Origin of the sequence: Psychroserpens mesophilus, from assembly GCF_050617655.1 — a bacterium.
GTDB lineage: Bacteria > Bacteroidota > Bacteroidia > Flavobacteriales > Flavobacteriaceae > Psychroserpens > Psychroserpens mesophilus_A.
Map to the genome: position 1 here is coordinate 437,648 of NZ_JBODQC010000001.1, position 18,232 is coordinate 455,879.

At 31.0% G+C, this 18,232-nt stretch carries 18 protein-coding genes; 12 read left to right on the forward strand and 6 right to left on the reverse strand.

All coding sequences use genetic code 11. The annotated features are described in order from the left end of the window. Nucleotides 1–52 precede the first annotated feature (52 nt). Nucleotides 53–1,261 (forward strand): oligosaccharide flippase family protein, encoded by a 1,209-nt coding sequence (locus ACRHNM_RS01930; RefSeq protein ID WP_431133096.1) that lies wholly within the window; start codon nucleotides 53–55, stop codon nucleotides 1,259–1,261. Here ACRHNM_RS01930 and ACRHNM_RS01935 read toward each other — a convergent pair. Beyond that, nucleotides 1,213–2,211 carry a hypothetical protein gene (locus ACRHNM_RS01935; RefSeq protein WP_431133098.1) on the reverse strand — a complete coding sequence of 333 codons (999 nt, stop codon included), beginning with the start codon at nucleotides 2,209–2,211 and terminating at the stop codon, nucleotides 1,213–1,215. The two genes, ACRHNM_RS01930 and ACRHNM_RS01935, sit on opposite strands and share 49 nt — an antisense overlap. Nucleotides 2,212–2,475: 264 nt before the next feature. On the opposite strand from ACRHNM_RS01935, the gene ACRHNM_RS01940 reads away from it, so the two are divergent. The 5 genes from ACRHNM_RS01940 to ACRHNM_RS01960 all read left to right on the forward strand — a co-directional run bounded on the left by ACRHNM_RS01940 (nucleotide 2,476) and on the right by ACRHNM_RS01960 (nucleotide 8,253). After that, nucleotides 2,476–3,393: an SDR family oxidoreductase gene (locus tag ACRHNM_RS01940; protein WP_431133100.1), complete on the forward strand. Its 918-nt coding sequence runs from the start codon at nucleotides 2,476–2,478 to the stop codon at nucleotides 3,391–3,393. A 9-nt stretch (nucleotides 3,394–3,402) separates the two neighbouring features. Then, complete coding sequence (locus tag ACRHNM_RS01945; protein WP_431133102.1) at nucleotides 3,403–4,515, forward strand: DUF1972 domain-containing protein; 1,113 nt, start codon at nucleotides 3,403–3,405, stop codon at nucleotides 4,513–4,515. 78 nt (nucleotides 4,516–4,593) lie between these two features. Beyond that, the gene (locus ACRHNM_RS01950) at nucleotides 4,594–5,907 is read left to right on the forward strand and encodes a UDP-glucose dehydrogenase family protein (RefSeq protein ID WP_431133104.1); all 1,314 of its coding nucleotides are present in this window, start codon (nucleotides 4,594–4,596) and stop codon (nucleotides 5,905–5,907) included. Beyond that, the gene (locus ACRHNM_RS01955) at nucleotides 5,904–6,893 is read left to right on the forward strand and encodes a UDP-glucuronic acid decarboxylase family protein (RefSeq protein ID WP_431133107.1); all 990 of its coding nucleotides are present in this window, start codon (nucleotides 5,904–5,906) and stop codon (nucleotides 6,891–6,893) included. The genes ACRHNM_RS01950 and ACRHNM_RS01955 overlap by 4 nt, the downstream gene beginning before the upstream one ends. 1 nt (nucleotide 6,894) lies before the next feature. Further along, a complete protein-coding gene (locus ACRHNM_RS01960; RefSeq protein ID WP_431133109.1) occupies nucleotides 6,895–8,253 on the forward strand; it encodes an undecaprenyl-phosphate glucose phosphotransferase in 1,359 nt (452 codons plus the stop codon). Here ACRHNM_RS01960 and ACRHNM_RS01965 read toward each other — a convergent pair. Both ACRHNM_RS01965 and ACRHNM_RS01970 read right to left on the reverse strand, forming a co-directional pair. Then, the gene (locus tag ACRHNM_RS01965) at nucleotides 8,250–9,410 is read right to left on the reverse strand and encodes a glycosyltransferase family 4 protein (protein WP_431133111.1); all 1,161 of its coding nucleotides are present in this window, start codon (nucleotides 9,408–9,410) and stop codon (nucleotides 8,250–8,252) included. The genes ACRHNM_RS01960 and ACRHNM_RS01965 overlap by 4 nt on opposite strands. Continuing rightward, nucleotides 9,411–10,727 (reverse strand): hypothetical protein, encoded by a 1,317-nt coding sequence (locus ACRHNM_RS01970; protein ID WP_431133113.1) that lies wholly within the window; start codon nucleotides 10,725–10,727, stop codon nucleotides 9,411–9,413. Nucleotides 10,728–10,796: 69 nt separating this feature from the next. Between ACRHNM_RS01970 and purD the strand changes: the two genes are divergently transcribed. After that, nucleotides 10,797–12,068, forward strand: coding sequence for a phosphoribosylamine--glycine ligase (gene purD / locus ACRHNM_RS01975; RefSeq protein ID WP_431133115.1), 1,272 nt, complete (start codon nucleotides 10,797–10,799; stop codon nucleotides 12,066–12,068). On the opposite strand, the gene ACRHNM_RS01980 is transcribed toward purD, so the two are convergent. Next, nucleotides 12,063–12,290, reverse strand: a complete 228-nt coding sequence (locus ACRHNM_RS01980; RefSeq protein WP_431133117.1) for a DUF6341 family protein — start codon at nucleotides 12,288–12,290, stop codon at nucleotides 12,063–12,065. The two genes, purD and ACRHNM_RS01980, sit on opposite strands and share 6 nt — an antisense overlap. 127 nt (nucleotides 12,291–12,417) lie before the next feature. On the opposite strand from ACRHNM_RS01980, the gene ACRHNM_RS01985 reads away from it, so the two are divergent. Then, nucleotides 12,418–13,341 (forward strand): DUF6427 family protein, encoded by a 924-nt coding sequence (locus ACRHNM_RS01985; RefSeq protein ID WP_431133119.1) that lies wholly within the window; start codon nucleotides 12,418–12,420, stop codon nucleotides 13,339–13,341. Here ACRHNM_RS01985 and upp read toward each other — a convergent pair. Then, nucleotides 13,330–13,989, reverse strand: a complete 660-nt coding sequence (gene upp, locus ACRHNM_RS01990) for a uracil phosphoribosyltransferase (RefSeq protein WP_431133121.1) — start codon at nucleotides 13,987–13,989, stop codon at nucleotides 13,330–13,332. The genes ACRHNM_RS01985 and upp overlap by 12 nt on opposite strands. Nucleotides 13,990–14,059: 70 nt before the next feature. Between upp and ACRHNM_RS01995 the strand changes: the two genes are divergently transcribed. Both ACRHNM_RS01995 and ACRHNM_RS02000 read left to right on the forward strand, forming a co-directional pair. After that, nucleotides 14,060–14,668, forward strand: a complete 609-nt coding sequence (locus tag ACRHNM_RS01995; protein WP_431133123.1) for a DUF4254 domain-containing protein — start codon at nucleotides 14,060–14,062, stop codon at nucleotides 14,666–14,668. A gap of 89 nt (nucleotides 14,669–14,757) precedes the next feature. Continuing rightward, nucleotides 14,758–15,777, forward strand: a complete 1,020-nt coding sequence (locus tag ACRHNM_RS02000) for a glycosyltransferase family 9 protein (protein ID WP_431133125.1) — start codon at nucleotides 14,758–14,760, stop codon at nucleotides 15,775–15,777. Between the two features lie 207 nt (nucleotides 15,778–15,984). On the opposite strand, the gene ACRHNM_RS02005 is transcribed toward ACRHNM_RS02000, so the two are convergent. Next, nucleotides 15,985–17,040, reverse strand: coding sequence for a 2Fe-2S iron-sulfur cluster-binding protein (locus ACRHNM_RS02005; protein WP_431133127.1), 1,056 nt, complete (start codon nucleotides 17,038–17,040; stop codon nucleotides 15,985–15,987). A 161-nt stretch (nucleotides 17,041–17,201) separates the two neighbouring features. On the opposite strand from ACRHNM_RS02005, the gene ACRHNM_RS02010 reads away from it, so the two are divergent. Together ACRHNM_RS02010 and ACRHNM_RS02015 are read left to right on the forward strand one after the other, a co-directional pair. Beyond that, nucleotides 17,202–17,540 (forward strand): PadR family transcriptional regulator, encoded by a 339-nt coding sequence (locus ACRHNM_RS02010; RefSeq protein ID WP_431133129.1) that lies wholly within the window; start codon nucleotides 17,202–17,204, stop codon nucleotides 17,538–17,540. Continuing rightward, nucleotides 17,540–18,199: a hypothetical protein gene (locus ACRHNM_RS02015; protein ID WP_431133131.1), complete on the forward strand. Its 660-nt coding sequence runs from the start codon at nucleotides 17,540–17,542 to the stop codon at nucleotides 18,197–18,199. Before ACRHNM_RS02010 ends, ACRHNM_RS02015 begins: the two co-directional genes overlap by 1 nt. Nucleotides 18,200–18,232 lie beyond the last annotated feature (33 nt).

Sequence of the window (18,232 nt, forward strand, 5' to 3'; positions counted from 1 at the left end):
AATAAACAGATGTGTTTTAAATAGTCTTAAATAAATAATTAATTACCAATAAATGGGTAGAGAAAGTCTATTTAAACATATAAACAAAATAGTGCCTTTTATAGAGCTTTTTACCAAAGCCTTAAGTTTTATAGGTGTTATTATTATTACCCGAATTTTAAGTGTTGAAGATTTTGGTGTTTACTATTATGTGGTCTCTATTGTGGCTTGGGCATCTGTTTTTATGGATGGAGGAATAAGTTATTTCATTATCAATAAAAGTGTAAAAGACGAACTAGACAACCTTGGTTATTACTTAACGAGCAGAGTCGCTTTTTCAATAATAACAATACTCATTCTTTGTAGCATTGTAGGTGTTTTTAAGCCAGAAAACATAATATATGTTTTGCTCTATTCTTTTTCGTTCTTATTTATTCTGTTGACAGCATTCTTCAAAATTGTCGCAAGAACACAAGGAAGAATTAAACTTGATATTGTAACCATTATTTTAGAACCATCAATAAGAGTTTTAATACTATTGGTGTTATACTTTTTTGTATCTAAAATTGATTTAAGCAATATTTTCATCGTGTTGCTTATCACTGCATTTACAGCCTTTTTTCTGTCATTTATTTATTTCAAAAAGCAAATACCTTTAAAAATAAAAAGCTCAATTACGTTCAAGGAGATGTTTGACATCTTAAAAGAAACTAAAAACTATTTAGTCATGTATTTGTTTCTGGTTGGTTTGAAAAGAGTTGAAATCATTATTGCAGATTTCAGGTTCAGTGAATTCGATTCTGGGCTATATTCTTCAGCGGACAATTTTTATAATTCCGCCTATTTATTTTTTACATCTTTAATATTAGTAGGAATAAAAAAACACTATGCTTCAAGTATTAAAGTAAAACAAAAAAATGTATTAATGATTGTCATACTATGTCTGGCAAGTGTTGTTTTTTTATATCTGTTTTCAGATATTATTTATTCAATTTTTTATAAAGACAGTTATGCTAATGGCTCAGAAATCTTAAGTATAATTTCAATGTCTCTTTTATTTACGCCTTTTATATATTTTTTCATCTTAAACAATAATTACCACCATAGAGTAAAAACGAATGCTATAGTTTTAGGTTCTTTATTTATTCTAAAGGTTATACTATTAATGTTTTCTAAAGACATTTATATGTTTAGCTACTTAGTTGTTTTGGTAGATTTTATAATACTTATAGTCTATACTTTGCTGTTTAATTTAAAAAAAGAAGTAAAAACAACAATGTAAATCGCAATAACAGCATTAGTAAAAAAATTACCTCCTAGAAACGCAGTGACCATAACACTTACAATGGCATATTTTAAAAAAGAATGATGCATGTAATATCTAATGATGTGTTTGTAGTATAAGTACAAGTACAGGATTGTTCCAAGTATTCCCCAAAATAAAAGCAAATCTATAAAAGCCATTTCGGTTCTTAGTTCGGCAAAAAAGCTACCACCTATAACATAATTTAATGGCACCCAATACTCATTAAAAGCCAAAGAGAGGGTTTCAACTAGTAATAAATTTCTGGTAGATGTAATGGCTGTAAAAAAACCACACTCATAATAGAGTTTAAAAAAAGCTCTAAAATGAGTGTTCAAAAAAGTAATTACATTTTCATTATAAAAAATAATAAAGCTTATCAGTCCAAAACTAAAAATATAAAAAACCAGTTTTTTATAAAGCTTAAAATAGAAGAATAGATAACACCCAATTAATGCATAAAAGAGATACAGTGTTTTAGTTCCAATCAGTAAACTACTCAATATAATAACCCAAAAATCTAATGTGGTTTTTTTAGTTTTAATAAAATTATAAATAACGTAAATTGTTGCAAAACAATAAATATAAGAAGCATGACTATTAATTTGAATTAGTCCGTCATATCCAAACCTGTTATGACCATAAGTGAGAAATAAATCTATTTTAAAAACAACTCCCAACAAGATAGCGACAAAGTTTATTTTCAAAAAAACAAGAATTAATGTAATTGCTTTATGTATTGTTTCTTTACTATCTTCAATACCTGTCACATAAACAGCCATCAGAAATATAAAAACATACTTTGCGAAGTATAAACTGTTATCCAGTAATTTATATTTAAAAGGGATATCTGTGTTTATAAAAAATTGAGATAAAACAAATAAGCTACCTAAAACAAATAAGCCTTTTATTAAAGAAAAAGGAATCAATTTTTTTATAAAAACAAAAGCAATAAAACACACTTTAAAAATGACACCTACCCTATAATTTTCCACTCCGTAAAAGTCCAGTAGTTTTGTTAGAAATTCTGAAGCATAAAATAAAACAAGAATATATAGTAAAATATTTGTTTTTTTTATGCACCAAAAAGACTTAGTAAATACGGGAGAAACCATAAATTTATAAGATAAAAATTAGTGATAGATATTTTTTAAATTATATTTGCCGCTAAATCTACAATAATTAAATAGATTATGAAATTAGATAAAACCTCGAAGGTATACATTGCTGGCTGTGGCGGAATGTTAGGTAGAGCGGTTTATGCTTATTTTTCTGAGAGAACTCTTGTTAAAGCTACTGATATTGATCTTAATATTGAATGGTTAGAGTATGCAGATGTTAGAGATTATAAAAACATGGAGGAATCTATACATGAATTTCAACCAGACCTTATAATCAATCTGGCAGCTCTTACCGATTTAGAGTTCTGTGAAAACAACGCTGAAAATTCCTGGTTAACTAATGCTTTAGGAGCAGAAAATATTGCCTTAATCTCAAAAAAACTTAATGTTCCTATGGTATATATTAGTACCGCAGGAATTGTAGATGGTGAACAAGATCTTTACAATGATTTCGACACACCTAATCCATTAGGGATTTATGCAAAATCTAAGTATCATGGAGAGGTGTTTGTAAAAAGTTATTTAGAAAAATTTTTCGTGTTTAGAGCAGGTTGGATGATGGGAGGAGGACCTAATAAAGATAAGAAATTTATTAATAAAATATATCAGCAGATAAAGTCAGGACAAAAAGAACTGTTTATTGTAGATGACAAATTAGGAACACCAACCTATACTCATAGCTTTGCTGAAGGAATCTTTAAAGTCGTTGAAACTGAACTTTATGGTGTTTACAATCAAGTATGCGAAGGTGATTGCAGTAGATATGAAGTTGCAGTTGAACTTGTTGATCTTCTCGGACTTAAAGATGAGTTGAAAATAACAAAAGTGAGTTCAGACTACTTTAAAACGGAATATTTCGCTCCTAGACCTGCTTCAGAAAAACTCGTAAACATGAAACTTAATGCAAGAGGGATTAATTTTATGCCACACTGGAAAGATGCACTAAAAGATTATGCACAAGTGTTTGTTGAGGATTTAAAAAACTCATAATCAGATTACATGAGAATAGCCGTTATAGGTATTAGAGGGCTTCCTGCTAATTATGGAGGATTTGAAACCTGTGCAGAACATACCACCAAGTATTGGGCTGAAAACGGACATGATGTTCTCGTATACTGCAGAAAATCTCATTATAAAACACATCTTGATCAAGTAAATGGTGTTAAATTAAAATACATTAACTCCATTAATATTAAAGGAGTAGATACCTTAACACACGCTTTTTTTTCAATTTTAAACCTGATTTTTTTTGAGTCCGATTACAAACATGTTCATTTGTATAATTCTGGTAACGGTATCTTTATACCATTACTTAAACTGTTTAACAAGAAAGTCATTATATCTGTTGATGGTATCGAATGGAAAAGAGAAAAATGGGGTTTAATAGCAAAGACAATTCATAAAGTTGGAGCGAGAATGGCCGTAAAATTTTCTGACAAAGTTATTACAGATAACAAAGAAGTTCACGATTTTTATAAAAGCCAATTTGGTAAAGGGTCTTCAATAATTAAGTATGGAGCTAAATTTATTGAAAAATCCAATATTAATGATGATTATCTAAAAAAGTATAACCTCAAACCTAAAGAGTATTATATTTTCATTGGTCGGTTTGTACAAGAAAAAGGATTACACCATTTAATTGCAGCTTACCAAAAACTAAATACAAAAAAACGCCTGGTCATTATTGGAGATGATACTGCCAATACTCACTATCGAAACGAAATATTTAAAAAAGGAGAAAAAGACTCAAATATCATCATGCCTGGTTTCTTATACAATGATGAATATGAAGCCCTTTTGTCAAATGCCTACCTTTATGTTTCTGCAAGTGAATTAGAAGGAACATCACCTTCACTTTTAGCTGCTATGGGAGCAAAAGTATGTGCTTTAGTTAATGGAATAGAAGAAAATCTAGAAACTATACAGTCGGCTGCCATTGCCTTTGATAAACTCAACTATGAAGATTTACTGAATAAATGGCAATATTGCGAAGACCACTCCCAGTTTGTTGATGACATGGCTATGAAAGGCTATCAACATGTCCAGAGCAATTACAGATGGGAAACAATCTCTCAGGAATATATTCAGATTCTAAACCATTTAACAAAATAAGCATACAAGAGTTATTTAGCTTTTAAATAACGAAGAATATTATTTACTTTCCTATTTTTGTTTCAAAATCAAATATAAATGAAAATATCAGTAATAGGAACAGGGTATGTGGGTTTAGTTACAGGAACCTGTTTAGCAGAAACAGGTAATGAAGTTTTATGTATAGACATTGATGCAAATAAAGTTGAACAAATGCAAAATGGGAAGGTTCCTATTTATGAACCGCATTTAGATGTTTTGTTTGAAAGAAATATAAAAGCTAACAGGCTTAAGTTTTCTACCTCTTTAACGGAAGGTTTAGAACATGGTGAAATTATATTTTTGGCCCTACCAACGCCTGAAGATGATGATGGTTCTGCAGATTTATCATATGTGTTGGGAGTTGCAAAAGACATCGGAAAACACTTAAAAGAATATAAAGTCATAGTCGATAAAAGTACAGTTCCTGTTGGAACCTCAGATAAAGTAAAAGCTACAATATCTAATGAAACTGATGTAGATTTTGATGTTGTTTCAAACCCTGAGTTTTTACGTGAAGGATTTGCTGTTGATGACTTTCTAAAACCCGAACGTATTGTTATAGGCTCTAGCTCTGAAAAAGCGACAAAGCTGATGTACAAGTTATACAAACCGTTTGTGAGATCTGGAAATCCAATTTTAATCATGGATGAACGTTCTGCAGAACTCACTAAGTATGCTTCAAATTCTTTTTTGGCAGCTAAAATCACATTTATGAATGAGATTGCGAATTTTTGTGAAAAAGTTGGCGCAGATGTAGATATGGTTAGAATAGGAATGGGAACAGATTCTAGAATAGGAAAACGTTTTTTATTTCCTGGAATAGGCTATGGTGGCTCATGTTTCCCAAAAGACGTCAAAGCTTTGCATAAATCAGGAAAAGAGCACAATCACGATTTTGAAATTTTAAGTTCTGTTATAAAAGTTAATAGTAAACAGAAAACAATTTTAATTCCAAAAATTGTATCTTATTTCAATAATGATTTAGAAGGTAAAACTTTTGGAATTTGGGGACTAGCATTTAAACCTGAAACAGATGATATTAGAGAGGCTCCTGCATTATATATGATTGATGAGCTATTAAATCGTGGCGCAAAAATTAATGTTTTTGATCCAGAGGCAATGCCTAATGTTAAAAAGAAATATGGAGATCAATTACATTATAAAACCAGTATGTATGATGCAGCACTTGAAGTAGAAGCATTGATTATTTGTACAGAATGGAGTATATTTAGAACACCAAATTTTTCAAAACTAAAGGATAATATGAAAGAGCCAATAATTTTTGATGGTCGTAATCTTTATGATATAAAAGACATTGAAAATGAAGGGTTCAATTATATATCAATAGGACGAAAACGTGTTAGAAAATGAAAAAAAAGGTACTCATCACTGGAGCAGCAGGTTTTTTAGGTTCACATTTATGTGATAAATTTTTGGCTGAAGATTATCATGTCATTGGAATGGATAACTTTATAACAGGAGATCCTAAAAACATGAAGCATTTAAGTAATAATCCAAATTTCGAGTTCGTTAAACATGATGTTACAGAACACATCACTATTGATGGGGAATTAGATTATATACTGCATTTTGCATCACCTGCAAGTCCAATAGATTATTTAAAAATACCAATTCAAACACTTAAAGTAGGTTCTTTAGGAACACATAATCTTTTAGGTCTGGCTAAAGCCAAAAAAGCAAGATTGTTAATTGCTTCAACTTCTGAAGTTTATGGTGATCCACTGGTGCATCCTCAAACCGAAGACTACTATGGTAATGTGAATACCATTGGTCCAAGAGGTGTGTACGATGAGGCTAAACGTTTTCAAGAATCTATTACCATGGCTTATCATAGATTTCATGGTGTTGAAACAAGAATCGTACGTATTTTTAATACATATGGACCACGTATGCGATTAAATGACGGAAGAGTTATTCCTGCATTCATGGGACAAGCTTTAAGAGGAGAAGACCTTACAATATTTGGAGATGGTTCACAAACACGTTCTTTTTGCTATGTTGATGATCAGGTTGATGGGATTTATAAATTACTCTTGAGCGATTACGCATATCCTGTTAATATTGGTAATCCTAATGAAATTTCTATAAAGGATTTTGCCGAAGAAATCATCAAATTAACCAATACCAATCAAAAAATCATCTACAAAGACTTACCGGTTAATGATCCTATGCAAAGACAACCAGACATTACTTTAGCAAAAAAAATGCTAAACTGGGAGCCTAAGGTTGAGAGAGCAGAGGGAATGAAAATAACATTCGAATACTTTAAGGGGTTATCTCATGATGAGCTTTACAGGAGTGAACATAGAGATTTTTCAAAACACATAAAGACATAAGTTGAGCTTATTTAAACAAGGAAGATATTCGGGTTATTTGAGACCAATTTCATACTTAATTGATTTAAGTATTATTAATGGTCTGGCCATCTTATACTTTTTTAAGGATATTGATCCTAAGATGTTTGTTTTTTTTATTTCATTATCATGGATTATACTTTCCATTTATTCAAGATTTTATGAAGTTTACAGGTACACCAGAGAGGTCACTGTTTTTTCTTTAGCGCTAAGACAGATGGTGCTCTTTACGTTAATCATTTTTGCTTTTGCAGGATTTTATCACGATCTAAATATATATCCAGTAACAGTTTTTAATTATGTTTTGGTTAGTTTTTTAGGCATTATCTTTTTTAAATTCACATTATATTATTTACTCCAAAAGTATAGAGTTTCTTTTGGTGGTAATTACAGAAAAACAGTCATTTTTGGTGTCAATAAGAAAACCTTAGCTTTAGAAAATTTCTTTACTAAAAACCCTGAATATGGATATGTTCATAAAAAAACATTTAATTTTAAAGACAAGAAAACATCTGACCTCAATACCTGTTTTGAATATATTCAAAAAGAAGGGATTGATGAAATTTACTGCTCAATATCAGAACTCACAAACAGTCAAATTAATGAAGTTGCAGATTTTGCAGATAACAACTTAAAAATATTAAAATTCTTACCTGATAATAAAGAGATATACTCCAAAAAGTTAAAATATGAGTACTATGATTACATACCTATTTTAACATTAAGAGATATTCCTTTAGAAGAACCAATTAATATGGTTTTAAAACGAACTTTTGATATTATATTCTCAAGTTTAGTTATTATATTTTTGTTATCATGGTTAACACCTTTAATAGCCATCTTAATTAAGTTAGAATCTAAAGGCCCTGTGTTTTTTAAACAATCCAGAAATGGGTTTAATTACAAAGAATTTGACTGTTATAAATTTCGGTCTATGACGCCTAATAAAGATGCACATTTATATCAGGCAACCAGAGGCGATAATAGAATTACTAAAATTGGTCGTTTTATTAGAAAAACCAGTATTGATGAATTGCCGCAATTTTTTAATGTGCTTTTTGGAGACATGTCTGTAGTTGGCCCTAGACCTCATATGGTAAGCCATACAAACATGTATGCTAAAAAAATAGATAAATTTATGGTACGTCATTTTGTGAAACCAGGTATTACTGGTTTGGCACAAATAAGCGGCTTTAGAGGAGAGGTAGAATCAGATAAAGATATTATTGGTCGTGTTAAATATGATATATTTTATATAGAAAACTGGTCTTTACTCTTAGACCTCAAAATTATTATTAAAACATTTGTAAATGCGATTAAAGGAGAAGATAAAGCTTACTAGATGATATCTTTTAATCGTTTGAGTTGCGATTTAAAATCAAATTCCTTTCTCCCGTTTTCAATGATGTTTTGTCGCATTGTTCGTGAAAGCATTTCATTTTCAATAGAAGCTAAAACCCTATTTAATTCTTCATAATTTCCAGCTTCTGCAACCCAACCTAAGTCATGCTTTTTAATTATAGTTTCACCTTCTCCACCTCCAAAATACAACATAGGCAGTCCTAGTTTGGCATATTCAAAAATCTTGGATGGAACCGAACCATAAATTCGCTTTAAAAGTGGAATAATTGTAAGGTCATATTGTAAAAGAACATTATGTAACTCACGTCTTGAAACATGACCATGATATGTAATTGGTAACTCAGGATGATTTAAAATATAGGTTTCAATTTTTTCTTGTTCAGCTCCAGAACCATAGATGTGAAATTCAATATGTGTATAATCTAGTTCCTGACATAGCCTATAAATACCTTGCGCTATACCAAGCAATCCTGCATAAACCATTTTTATGTTCCCATTTGAAGGACTGTAATTTAAGTCTGGACTTTCAAACTCGGGATAATTGCGATATAAAAAAGTATTCTTTTCCATAACTACAGACCTCACATGTGCTAATATTTCTTCACTTTGACCCAAGACCAAGTCTGCTCTCTTATAATTAAAACGTTCAATACGCTCTAATAATTGATAACTAAAATTCTTTTTAAAGGCACCTAATTCTAATCCAGCTATAGGCCAGAGGTCACTTACATTTAAAATGAGGTGACGTTTCTTAGACTTAAGAAAAAGCATGCAAGTAAAAGCAACTATTAATGGAGGAGATTGCACAATAACGGTTTTCGGAATCTTGTTCCAAATAAAAAACCAAACCAAACTAAAACTGTAAGATAACATAGCAATTAATCGTAAGAGTTTGTTTTTTGAATTGCTCGCATAAATCCAAAGCCTGTTAATTAGAATACTATTCTCAGTTGAGGTGTGTTGAAACTTGCCTTTGTAGGCTTTAAAGATTTCACCTGTTGGATAATTTGGTAAAGGTGTTAATACTGAAACATTAAAACGGTGTTCTTTAAGACCTTCAGCTAAGTGAAAAATTCTATTTGAAGCTGCTCCAGTTTCAGGTGGAAAATAACTTGTTATAATCAGAACATCTTTCATTTAAACAATATTAGATTCGATTATTTGAGGTTTACCAGATTTTGTTGGCTTAATAACTTGAACTTTTCTGAATGTTATCTCTAAACTATGGTGTGTAAGTGTATTTAATTTGTGTTTTATAGTCTCTAATACAGAAGGATTAAAACGTGATGCTTCATCAACAATGTATTCTATAATGATGTTATTTAGGTTGTTTTGAATGATTTTATATTGTTTTATGTCCTGGAAGTATTCTAATACACCTGTAAAACTGTGCACATTTAGTGTAATACCTTTAGTGGTTTTCACTATATCTGTTTCTCGACCTACAACTTTTTGAAGTAAAGGGTATTGTTTTAATCGGTGTTTAGGATATAATTCTTTAGGTAATTTAATAGCCAAATCACCCAATTGATACCTGATTAAAGGCATTGCTTTATTCGTTAGACTTGTAACTAAAACATGACCCATTTTACCATCTTCAACAGGAGCTCCATTGTCATCAACAATCTCAATAAATACGTGAGGAGACATGATGTAATAATACTCTAAGTCTTGTTTACATGCCATAAGAAGTCCTTCTGCACAGCCGTAGGTATCAACTATTTTGACACTTTTACCAAAAGCAGAAACCATAGTTTCTTGATAATGATCAAATAGTTTGTCGCCAAAACAAATGATGCTTTTTAGGTTTGGTTGTATGTTTTCCCGAAGACTGGATATAGCCAGTTGATTTATAACAGAAGGATATCCAGCCACTACCAAATTTTTTTTATTTGAAACCTTAACAAGTGTTTCTTTTAATTCTTCTTCAGAAAGACCAAAAGCTTTTACATAGGTGCAACGATAAAATAAATCTTTTAAGCGTTTTACAAAGTTGCGTTGTTGTGAAATTCCAAATTGCAATAAAGGATCACCAATATGATAACCACTCCAAGTCCACCAATGTGTTTGTAAGGCACGCAAAAAAAACTTGTGGTCGTGAGTCATGTAGGTAAAAGATTGTATGCCAGAACTTCCACTACTATGATGCTTGTCAAGTTTAGATATCTGATGAGTTTTCGAAACTAAATCTTGAGCGTGATGTCTTAAATTAGATTTAGTAAGTATCGGAAAGGATTTTAAGTCTGATTCAGTTATTTTATCATAATAAGGCACATTTTTAATAGCATGATCCAACATGCTTTTAAGTCGATTTTGTTGAATGATTTCTAATTCAACTTCATTTTTTTGGTCAAAATCCTGCCATTGTTTTATGTACTTTAAATAATTACCACCTAAAACCGTGTCACCAATAGGTAATACCACACTATTTAATAGCCAGTTATAAAATCTCATATACGTTTTTTCAAAACTAATTATTTTTTAAGCGTAAAAGCAATTATTTTTGTGCAAACAATAAATTACATGAATATTTTAATTCTTGGTTCTGGTGGAAGAGAACATACCTTCGCTTGGAAAATTGCTCAAAGTCCTTTATGCAATTCACTTTATGTAGCTCCAGGTAATTCGGGAACATCACAAATTGCTAAAAACTTAAACATTAAGGTTACTGATTTTGAAGCGATTAAAACAGCAGTTTTAACAAATACAATAGACATGGTTGTTGTTGGTCCTGAAGACCCATTAGTTCAGGGCATTCATGATTTCTTTTTAAACGATATCCAGTTGAAACACGTTGCAGTTATCGGACCTCAAAAAGCGGCTGCAGCATTAGAAGGAAGTAAAGAGTTTGCCAAAGAATTTCTATACAGACATAACATTCCCACTGCTGCATATCAAAGTTTTAGTGCTTCAAATGTAGAAGAAGGTTATGCTTTTTTAGAAACTTTAAAACCGCCTTATGTTTTAAAAGCTGATGGATTAGCAGCAGGTAAGGGTGTTTTAATTATAAATGATATCAATGAAGCAAAAGCCGAACTTAAAAACATGTTGGTTGATGCTAAGTTTGGAGAGGCAAGCTCTAAGGTTGTTATTGAAGAGTTTTTAGATGGAATTGAACTTAGCTGCTTTGTTTTAACAGATGGTAAACACTATAAAATACTTCCAACAGCTAAAGATTATAAACGAATTGGTGAAGGTGATACGGGTTTAAATACTGGTGGAATGGGAGCAGTTTCTCCAGTGCCATTTGCGACAGAAACTTTTTTGAATAAAATTGAAGAACGCATCGTTAAACCAACTATTCAAGGACTCCAGAAAGACAGTTTACCATACAAAGGCTTTGTGTTTATCGGGTTAATAAAAGTAGGAGATGACCCAAAAGTCATAGAATATAATGTTAGAATGGGAGATCCTGAAACCGAAGTCGTATTGCCTAGATTAAAAACAGATTTAGTTGAAATTTTTAAAGCTATTTCTAAAGAACGTCTCGATAAAATTAATCTGGAAATAGATGAAAGAACTGCTACAACAGTGATGTTGGTTTCTGGAGGTTATCCGGAAACTTATGAAAAAGGTAAAGAAATAACAGGTTTAGAACAGGTAGAAGACTCTCTGGTATTTCATGCTGGATCAACGATAGTAAACGACAAAGTAGTGACGTCAGGAGGTCGTGTGATGGCTATTACATCTTATGGTAACACATACGAAGAAGCCATAAAAAAATCCTATCAAAATATAAATCAATTACATTTTGATAAGATGTATTACCGAAAGGATATTGGGTTCGATTTATAAGTAAGAGTGTGATGTAATACTTTTATCTTCCTCTCCACTTGCATTGTATTTTTTCAACTCGAGCATCCAGTAAACAAAGGCTACAAAACCTACAATAATAAATATCCAAGATATAAAATTTGCAGACCACCAGTTTTCAAGTTCAAGTGCTCTTAAAGCATCAAACGGAGCGAATAATATATCCACAAATAAATCCTCTATAGCGTAAAAAAAGTCTTTCATTAGTCTAAAAATTAATACTGTTGTAGGTTTAAATTATATCTTTACAGTACAAAATTACGTTTTTTCCATTTAAAATTGAAAAAATCTAAAAATATTAATGCTGTATTTTTACGTTTTAACTTAATTAATGATATCAAGTTTTTTTAGCCAATCAAAACCTATTAACTTCGTAGTAGTTAGTATCATACTTTTTATGGTATTTGGCATCACAAGGTTTATGATGCTTGATACACCAACAGACACTTTTTCAATTACGAAACAAACCCTTCTTTTTGGAGTCTGTTTGTTTTCAGTTTTTATCTTTGATTTTCTTGTAAATAAAAACAATCTTACTAAAAAAAATAGTTATAAAATTTTAGTGTATGTTTTGTTTTTTGCAATCTTACCTGAAACATTATTAAACCCTAATGTGCTTATAGCTAATTTATTTATCCTATTTGCACTCAGACGTATTATTAGTTTAAGATCAAAAAAAGAGATAAAAAAGAAACTTTTTGATGCTGCGTTTTGGGTAACAATTGCTTCATTGTTTTACTTTTGGTCAATATTGTTTTTTATTTTGATTTTAGCGGCATTAATTGTGTATGTTATCACAGATGTAAAAAACTGGTTAATTCCAGTAATAGGTACTTTAACTGTTGCCATAATAGGAGCATCTTACATGATTGTCATGAATATTGATATCTATAATTTCTTTACTAATCTTGTCGATGTAAGTTTTGATTTTAGTTCATTGAATTCCAAACGAATTATTATAGGTGCTACAATTTTATTGTCTTTTGGAGTCTGGTCACTCTTTTATTATATCAAGAACCTAAAATCTAAAACCAAAAACTCTAGACCTTCATTTTCATTAATCGTTATCGCAGCTATTATTGGTCTGGTTATTATTGTAGTGTCTCCAGTAAAAGATGGAAGTGAATTCATCTTTCTTTTCGCACCTTTAGCTATAATTATGACAAATTATTTAGAAGTAATTTCCGAAAAATGGTTTAAAGAGAGTTTGCTCTGGGTATTAATTTTAACACCAATGATTACATTATTGCTGTAGCTTCTTTCCAAAAGCTAAGTCACCAGCATCTCCAAGTCCGGGAATAATATAACCTTTGTCGTTAAGTTGTTCATCAATAGTTGCAATCCATAAATGTGAATCACTATTAAAATGTGAATCAACAAAATCGACTCCAGCTTGAGCACCAATAACACTTACTAGGTGAATTTCTTTAGGTGTTCCAAAAGGTTTTAAAGCTTCAAAAGTAGCTACCATAGATTGTCCTGTAGCTAACATTGGATCTGCAAGTATCAACGTTTTGCCCTCTAAATCAGGACAAGCCAGATACTCAACTATTATCTCAAATGTTTCAGGATTGTGCTTATGGTGTCTATACGCAGAAATAAAAGCATTTTCAGCATCATCAAAATAATTCAATAATCCGTTGTGCAAAGGGACACCTGCTCTTAAAATAGAACACAACACAATGTCGTTTTGATATAGTTCTGTAGGCTTTTGTCCCAAAGGTGTTTGAATGGATTTAGATTTGAAATCTAAAGTTTTACTCATCTCATAACCTAAAACTTCTCCAATACGTTCTATATTTCTTCTAAAACGCATGCGATCTTGCTGAACAGTAACGTCTCTGATTTCAGCAATAAAGGAATTTAAAATAGAATTTTTTTCAGATAGATTGTGAATATGCATAGTGTGTCTTAACTTTTGAGGGAATAAAGTTAATAATTACTTATATATTTGCACTTTAAATTTACAGATTATGTTTTCAGATAAGGCAAATAAGATATTTCAGGAGGTTATAGAAAAATACCACATTATCAATACCGTAGACCAACCATTTACAAATGTATATGATAAAGACTCTAATTTATTAGAACATTTATTGTACAGAAAATGTTGGATTGATACTGTACAATGGCATTATGAAGATATAATTCGTGATCCTCAAATAGATCCAGTTGCTGCTTTAAAATTAAAGCGTCAAATAGATGCTTCAAATCAAGACAGAACGGATATGGTCGAATTTATAGACAGTTATTTTCTCGAAAAATATAAAGATGTAACTGTGAAACCAGATGCAACGATTAATACTGAAAGTCCTGCTTGGGGAATTGATAGATTATCAATTTTAGCTCTTAAAGTGTATCATATGAACGAGGAAGCAACTCGTGAAAATGCTTCAGATGCACACAGAGCTACCTGCCAGAAAAAGTTGGATGTTTTACTAGAACAACGCGTAGATTTATCTACTGCTATTGATACACTTTTGGAAGATATCAGTAAAGGAGAAAAATACATGAAAGTATACAAGCAGATGAAAATGTATAATGACGATGAGCTTAACCCTGTGCTGCGTTCACAAAAATAAATTGAGTGTCAGTCTGAATGCAATAAAGCCCTTTAAGTAAAGACGCTGTAATACAATTTGGCTGTGCTCAGAATGACAAGAGTCATACCATGTCAAAACCCAAACACATTCTGGTCATTCGTCTCTCTGCAATGGGCGACGTTGCTATGACTGTTCCTGTGTTAAGACTGTTTGTCAAACAATATCCAAACGTCAAACTTACGGTTGTCACTAAAGCCTTCTTTAAACCTTTATTTAGAGACATACCTCATATTTCTGTTGTTACAGCAGATATAAAAGGCAAACATAAAGGAATTTTGGGTCTTTATAAGCTTTCAAAGTTACTAAAGAAAACAGGTTTTGATGGTGTTGCAGACTTACATAATGTATTGCGAAGTAATATTTTGAAGTTCTTTTTCTTCGGAAAGAAGGTCGTACAAATTGATAAAGGTAGAGCTGAAAAAAAGGCCTTAACTTCTGGAAAATTATTTCAGCAACTAAAAACAACACACCAACGATATGCTGATGTTTTTGAACACTTAGGATATCCAATTGATTTATCGAATCCAATAGTTCCAAAACCTTCAAAACTAAATACCAAAAGCGTTCAGGTTATTGGTGACGATTCAACACCACTTATTGGTATTGCACCTTTTGCTGCATTTAAAGGAAAAACGTATCCTTTGTCTCAAATGCAAACCGTTATTGAAAAGCTTTCAAAAGAGTATAAAGTAGTCTTATTTGGAGCTCAAGGAACCGAAGCAAATCAACTTGAAGATATTGCTAACAAAAACAAAAATGTCATTAATCTTGCAGGCAAATTAAGTCTTCATGATGAATTGGATGTTATTTCAAACTTAAGGTTAATGATTTCAATGGACTCAGGTAACGCGCATTTAGCAGCTATGCAAGGTGTAAAAGTTTTAACCATTTGGGGAATTACACATCCATATGCAGGATTTTATCCGTTTTATCAGGATGAGACTAATGCTCTTTTGGCAGATCGCACAACATTTTCAAAAATACCTACTTCTATTTATGGTAATGTACTTCCAGACGGTTATGAAGAGGTGTTCAGTACAATTCTTCCCAAAGATATACTTGAAAAAGTAAAATCAATTCTCAAATAAAAAAAAGCCTCACTCAAAAAGAGTAAGGCTCTAATTAAGAGCTTTTAGATAATCCCAAATGAAAATAGCATCTTAATTTTCAGCTAATGTATTTTGTTTAAGTTTTAGCATCAAATGTTTGTAAGAATAACTTCCGAATATTCGACGAAAGGCTATTTTTAATAGACTAAAAACAAATTAATCAGACGAAATTCATTTTTATATGAATTATACATCGTCATAATCTACTGTAATTTTTTCTGTAGTTGGTTGAGCCTGGCATGTTAAAACTAACCCTTCAGCTAATTCACCATCTGTAAGAATGTTGTTTTGTCTCATTTTAGCTTCGCCATCTGTAACTCTTGCAATACAACTACTACAGATACCACCTTGACAAGAATAAGGTGCATCAATATCTTTATCTAATGCAGCTTCGAGAATGGTTTGCTTTTGAGGCATTTCAAAAGTCGTAGTTTCCTCATCTAAAATTACAGTCACTTTTGTGTTTCCAGTTGTGATGTTTTCAGTAGTTATAGGTTCAGATTTCGAAGCCTTAAAAAGTTCATAAAAAACAGTGCTTTTATCGATTTGGTGTTCTTCTAAAACACCTTTTACAGTGTTAATCATACCTTCTGGTCCACAAAGGTAAAAGGCATCAATATCAAGGTGTTTGTATTTGTTTTTAAGTACAAGGTTAACTGTGCTTTTCTCAATTCGTCCAAAAATAGCATCATCTTCTTGTGCCTGACTAAACACAAACTGGATGGCAAATCGATTACTATATTGATGTTGTAATTTTAATAATTGTTCTAAGAACATGGTGTCTTCTGTTGATTTATTTCCATAAACAAGAACCACATTACTTTTTACTTCTTCTTCTAAAGCACATTTTATAATGCTTAAAACAGGTGTAATACCACTTCCAGCAGCAAATGCAGCAATATGTTTAGTTTTAGAATCATTAGGCTCAAATACAAAACGACCTTTGGGTGGAGCAACATCTAACACATCTCCAATTTTAAGCTCGTTGTTAGCATAAGATGAAAATGTACCATCTTCAACTTCTTTTACAGCAACTGTTAATTCACCACTTTTTGGAGAGGAGCACAATGAATAATCACGTCTGATCTCAATACCGTTTATTGTTGTTTTTAATGTTATATATTGTCCAGCTTTAAAAGTGAACTCTGTTTTTAAATGTTGAGGTACTTCAAAACTAATAGCAACAGACTTTTCTGTTATTCGTTCTAAGCTTTGTATTTTAAGTGAGTGAAAATTTGACATTTTATTGTGTTTTAAGCAGATTTAAAATTTACAAACCGTTATTTATAAAATAAATTACAGCAGTCTGTAAAATGGTTTTTCAAAAATAAGAACAGTCTAGGTATAAGTAATAAAAATTATACAAAAATTACATACATAAGAATATTATGTATATTTGATTTATGGCAAATGCAAAACTTTTTAAGGGTAGTTTGGTGACTATTATTTTGAAACTTTTAAAAGAGAGTGACAAAATGTATGGTTATGAAATTACACAAAAAGTAAAAGTATTAACAAAAGGAGAGTTGAATATTACTGAAGGTGCCTTATATCCTGCTTTACATAAATTAGAAGCAGAAGGGTTATTGAATGTTGAGATTAAAAACGTCGATAACAGACTTAGAAAGTACTATAAATTAACTGAAAAAGGGAATCACGAAACAGTGCATAAACTTCAAGAACTTCAAGATTATATTACAACCATGCAAGCATTAGTTAATCCTAAACTGAGCTTTGAGTAATGAAAAAGTTGACAAAAGAACATATTCAGTTTATTGAAAATTATTTAGAAAACTCAGATGTATACTATGCAGATATTCGCATGGAAATGACAGACCATGTCGCTTCAGCTATAGAATCAAAAATGGAGCTCGACACTAATGATGATTTTTATATCATTTTTAAAAATTACATGGTTGAAAATAAAGCCAATCTGTTAGAGAATAATAGAAAGTTTTTAAAAGATGTCGATAAGTCTATATCAAAGAGGCTATTTAAAATTTTAATAAAACCCTCAACAATAGTAATAACCATTCTAATGTGTTATGTGTGTTTTAATCTTTTAAGAGATATTGAAAAAGACCAATTAATAAGTATTATTTCTTGGCTTCCAGTACTGAGTATTGTTCCGGTTTTTATATTGTATGGAGTCACACTAAAGGTATTCCGATTGTCTCGTTTTTCTGGAGTTGAACGCTTGGGTTTTGTGTATGTCTTTTTTTATCAGTTGCTAAATCTTTTTACAATATTCTTACACAAGAACTTGCAATCTGAAACAATAAATTACCTTGCTATGGCTATTACGTCTGCGTTAATGATTACTTTTACGATAGCACTTTTAGAGCTTTCATACAGGATTATAAAACAGTACAGAACAGATTACAAATTTTTAGCTCAATAGAATATATACGTTCGAAACCATAATTTTTTTGTA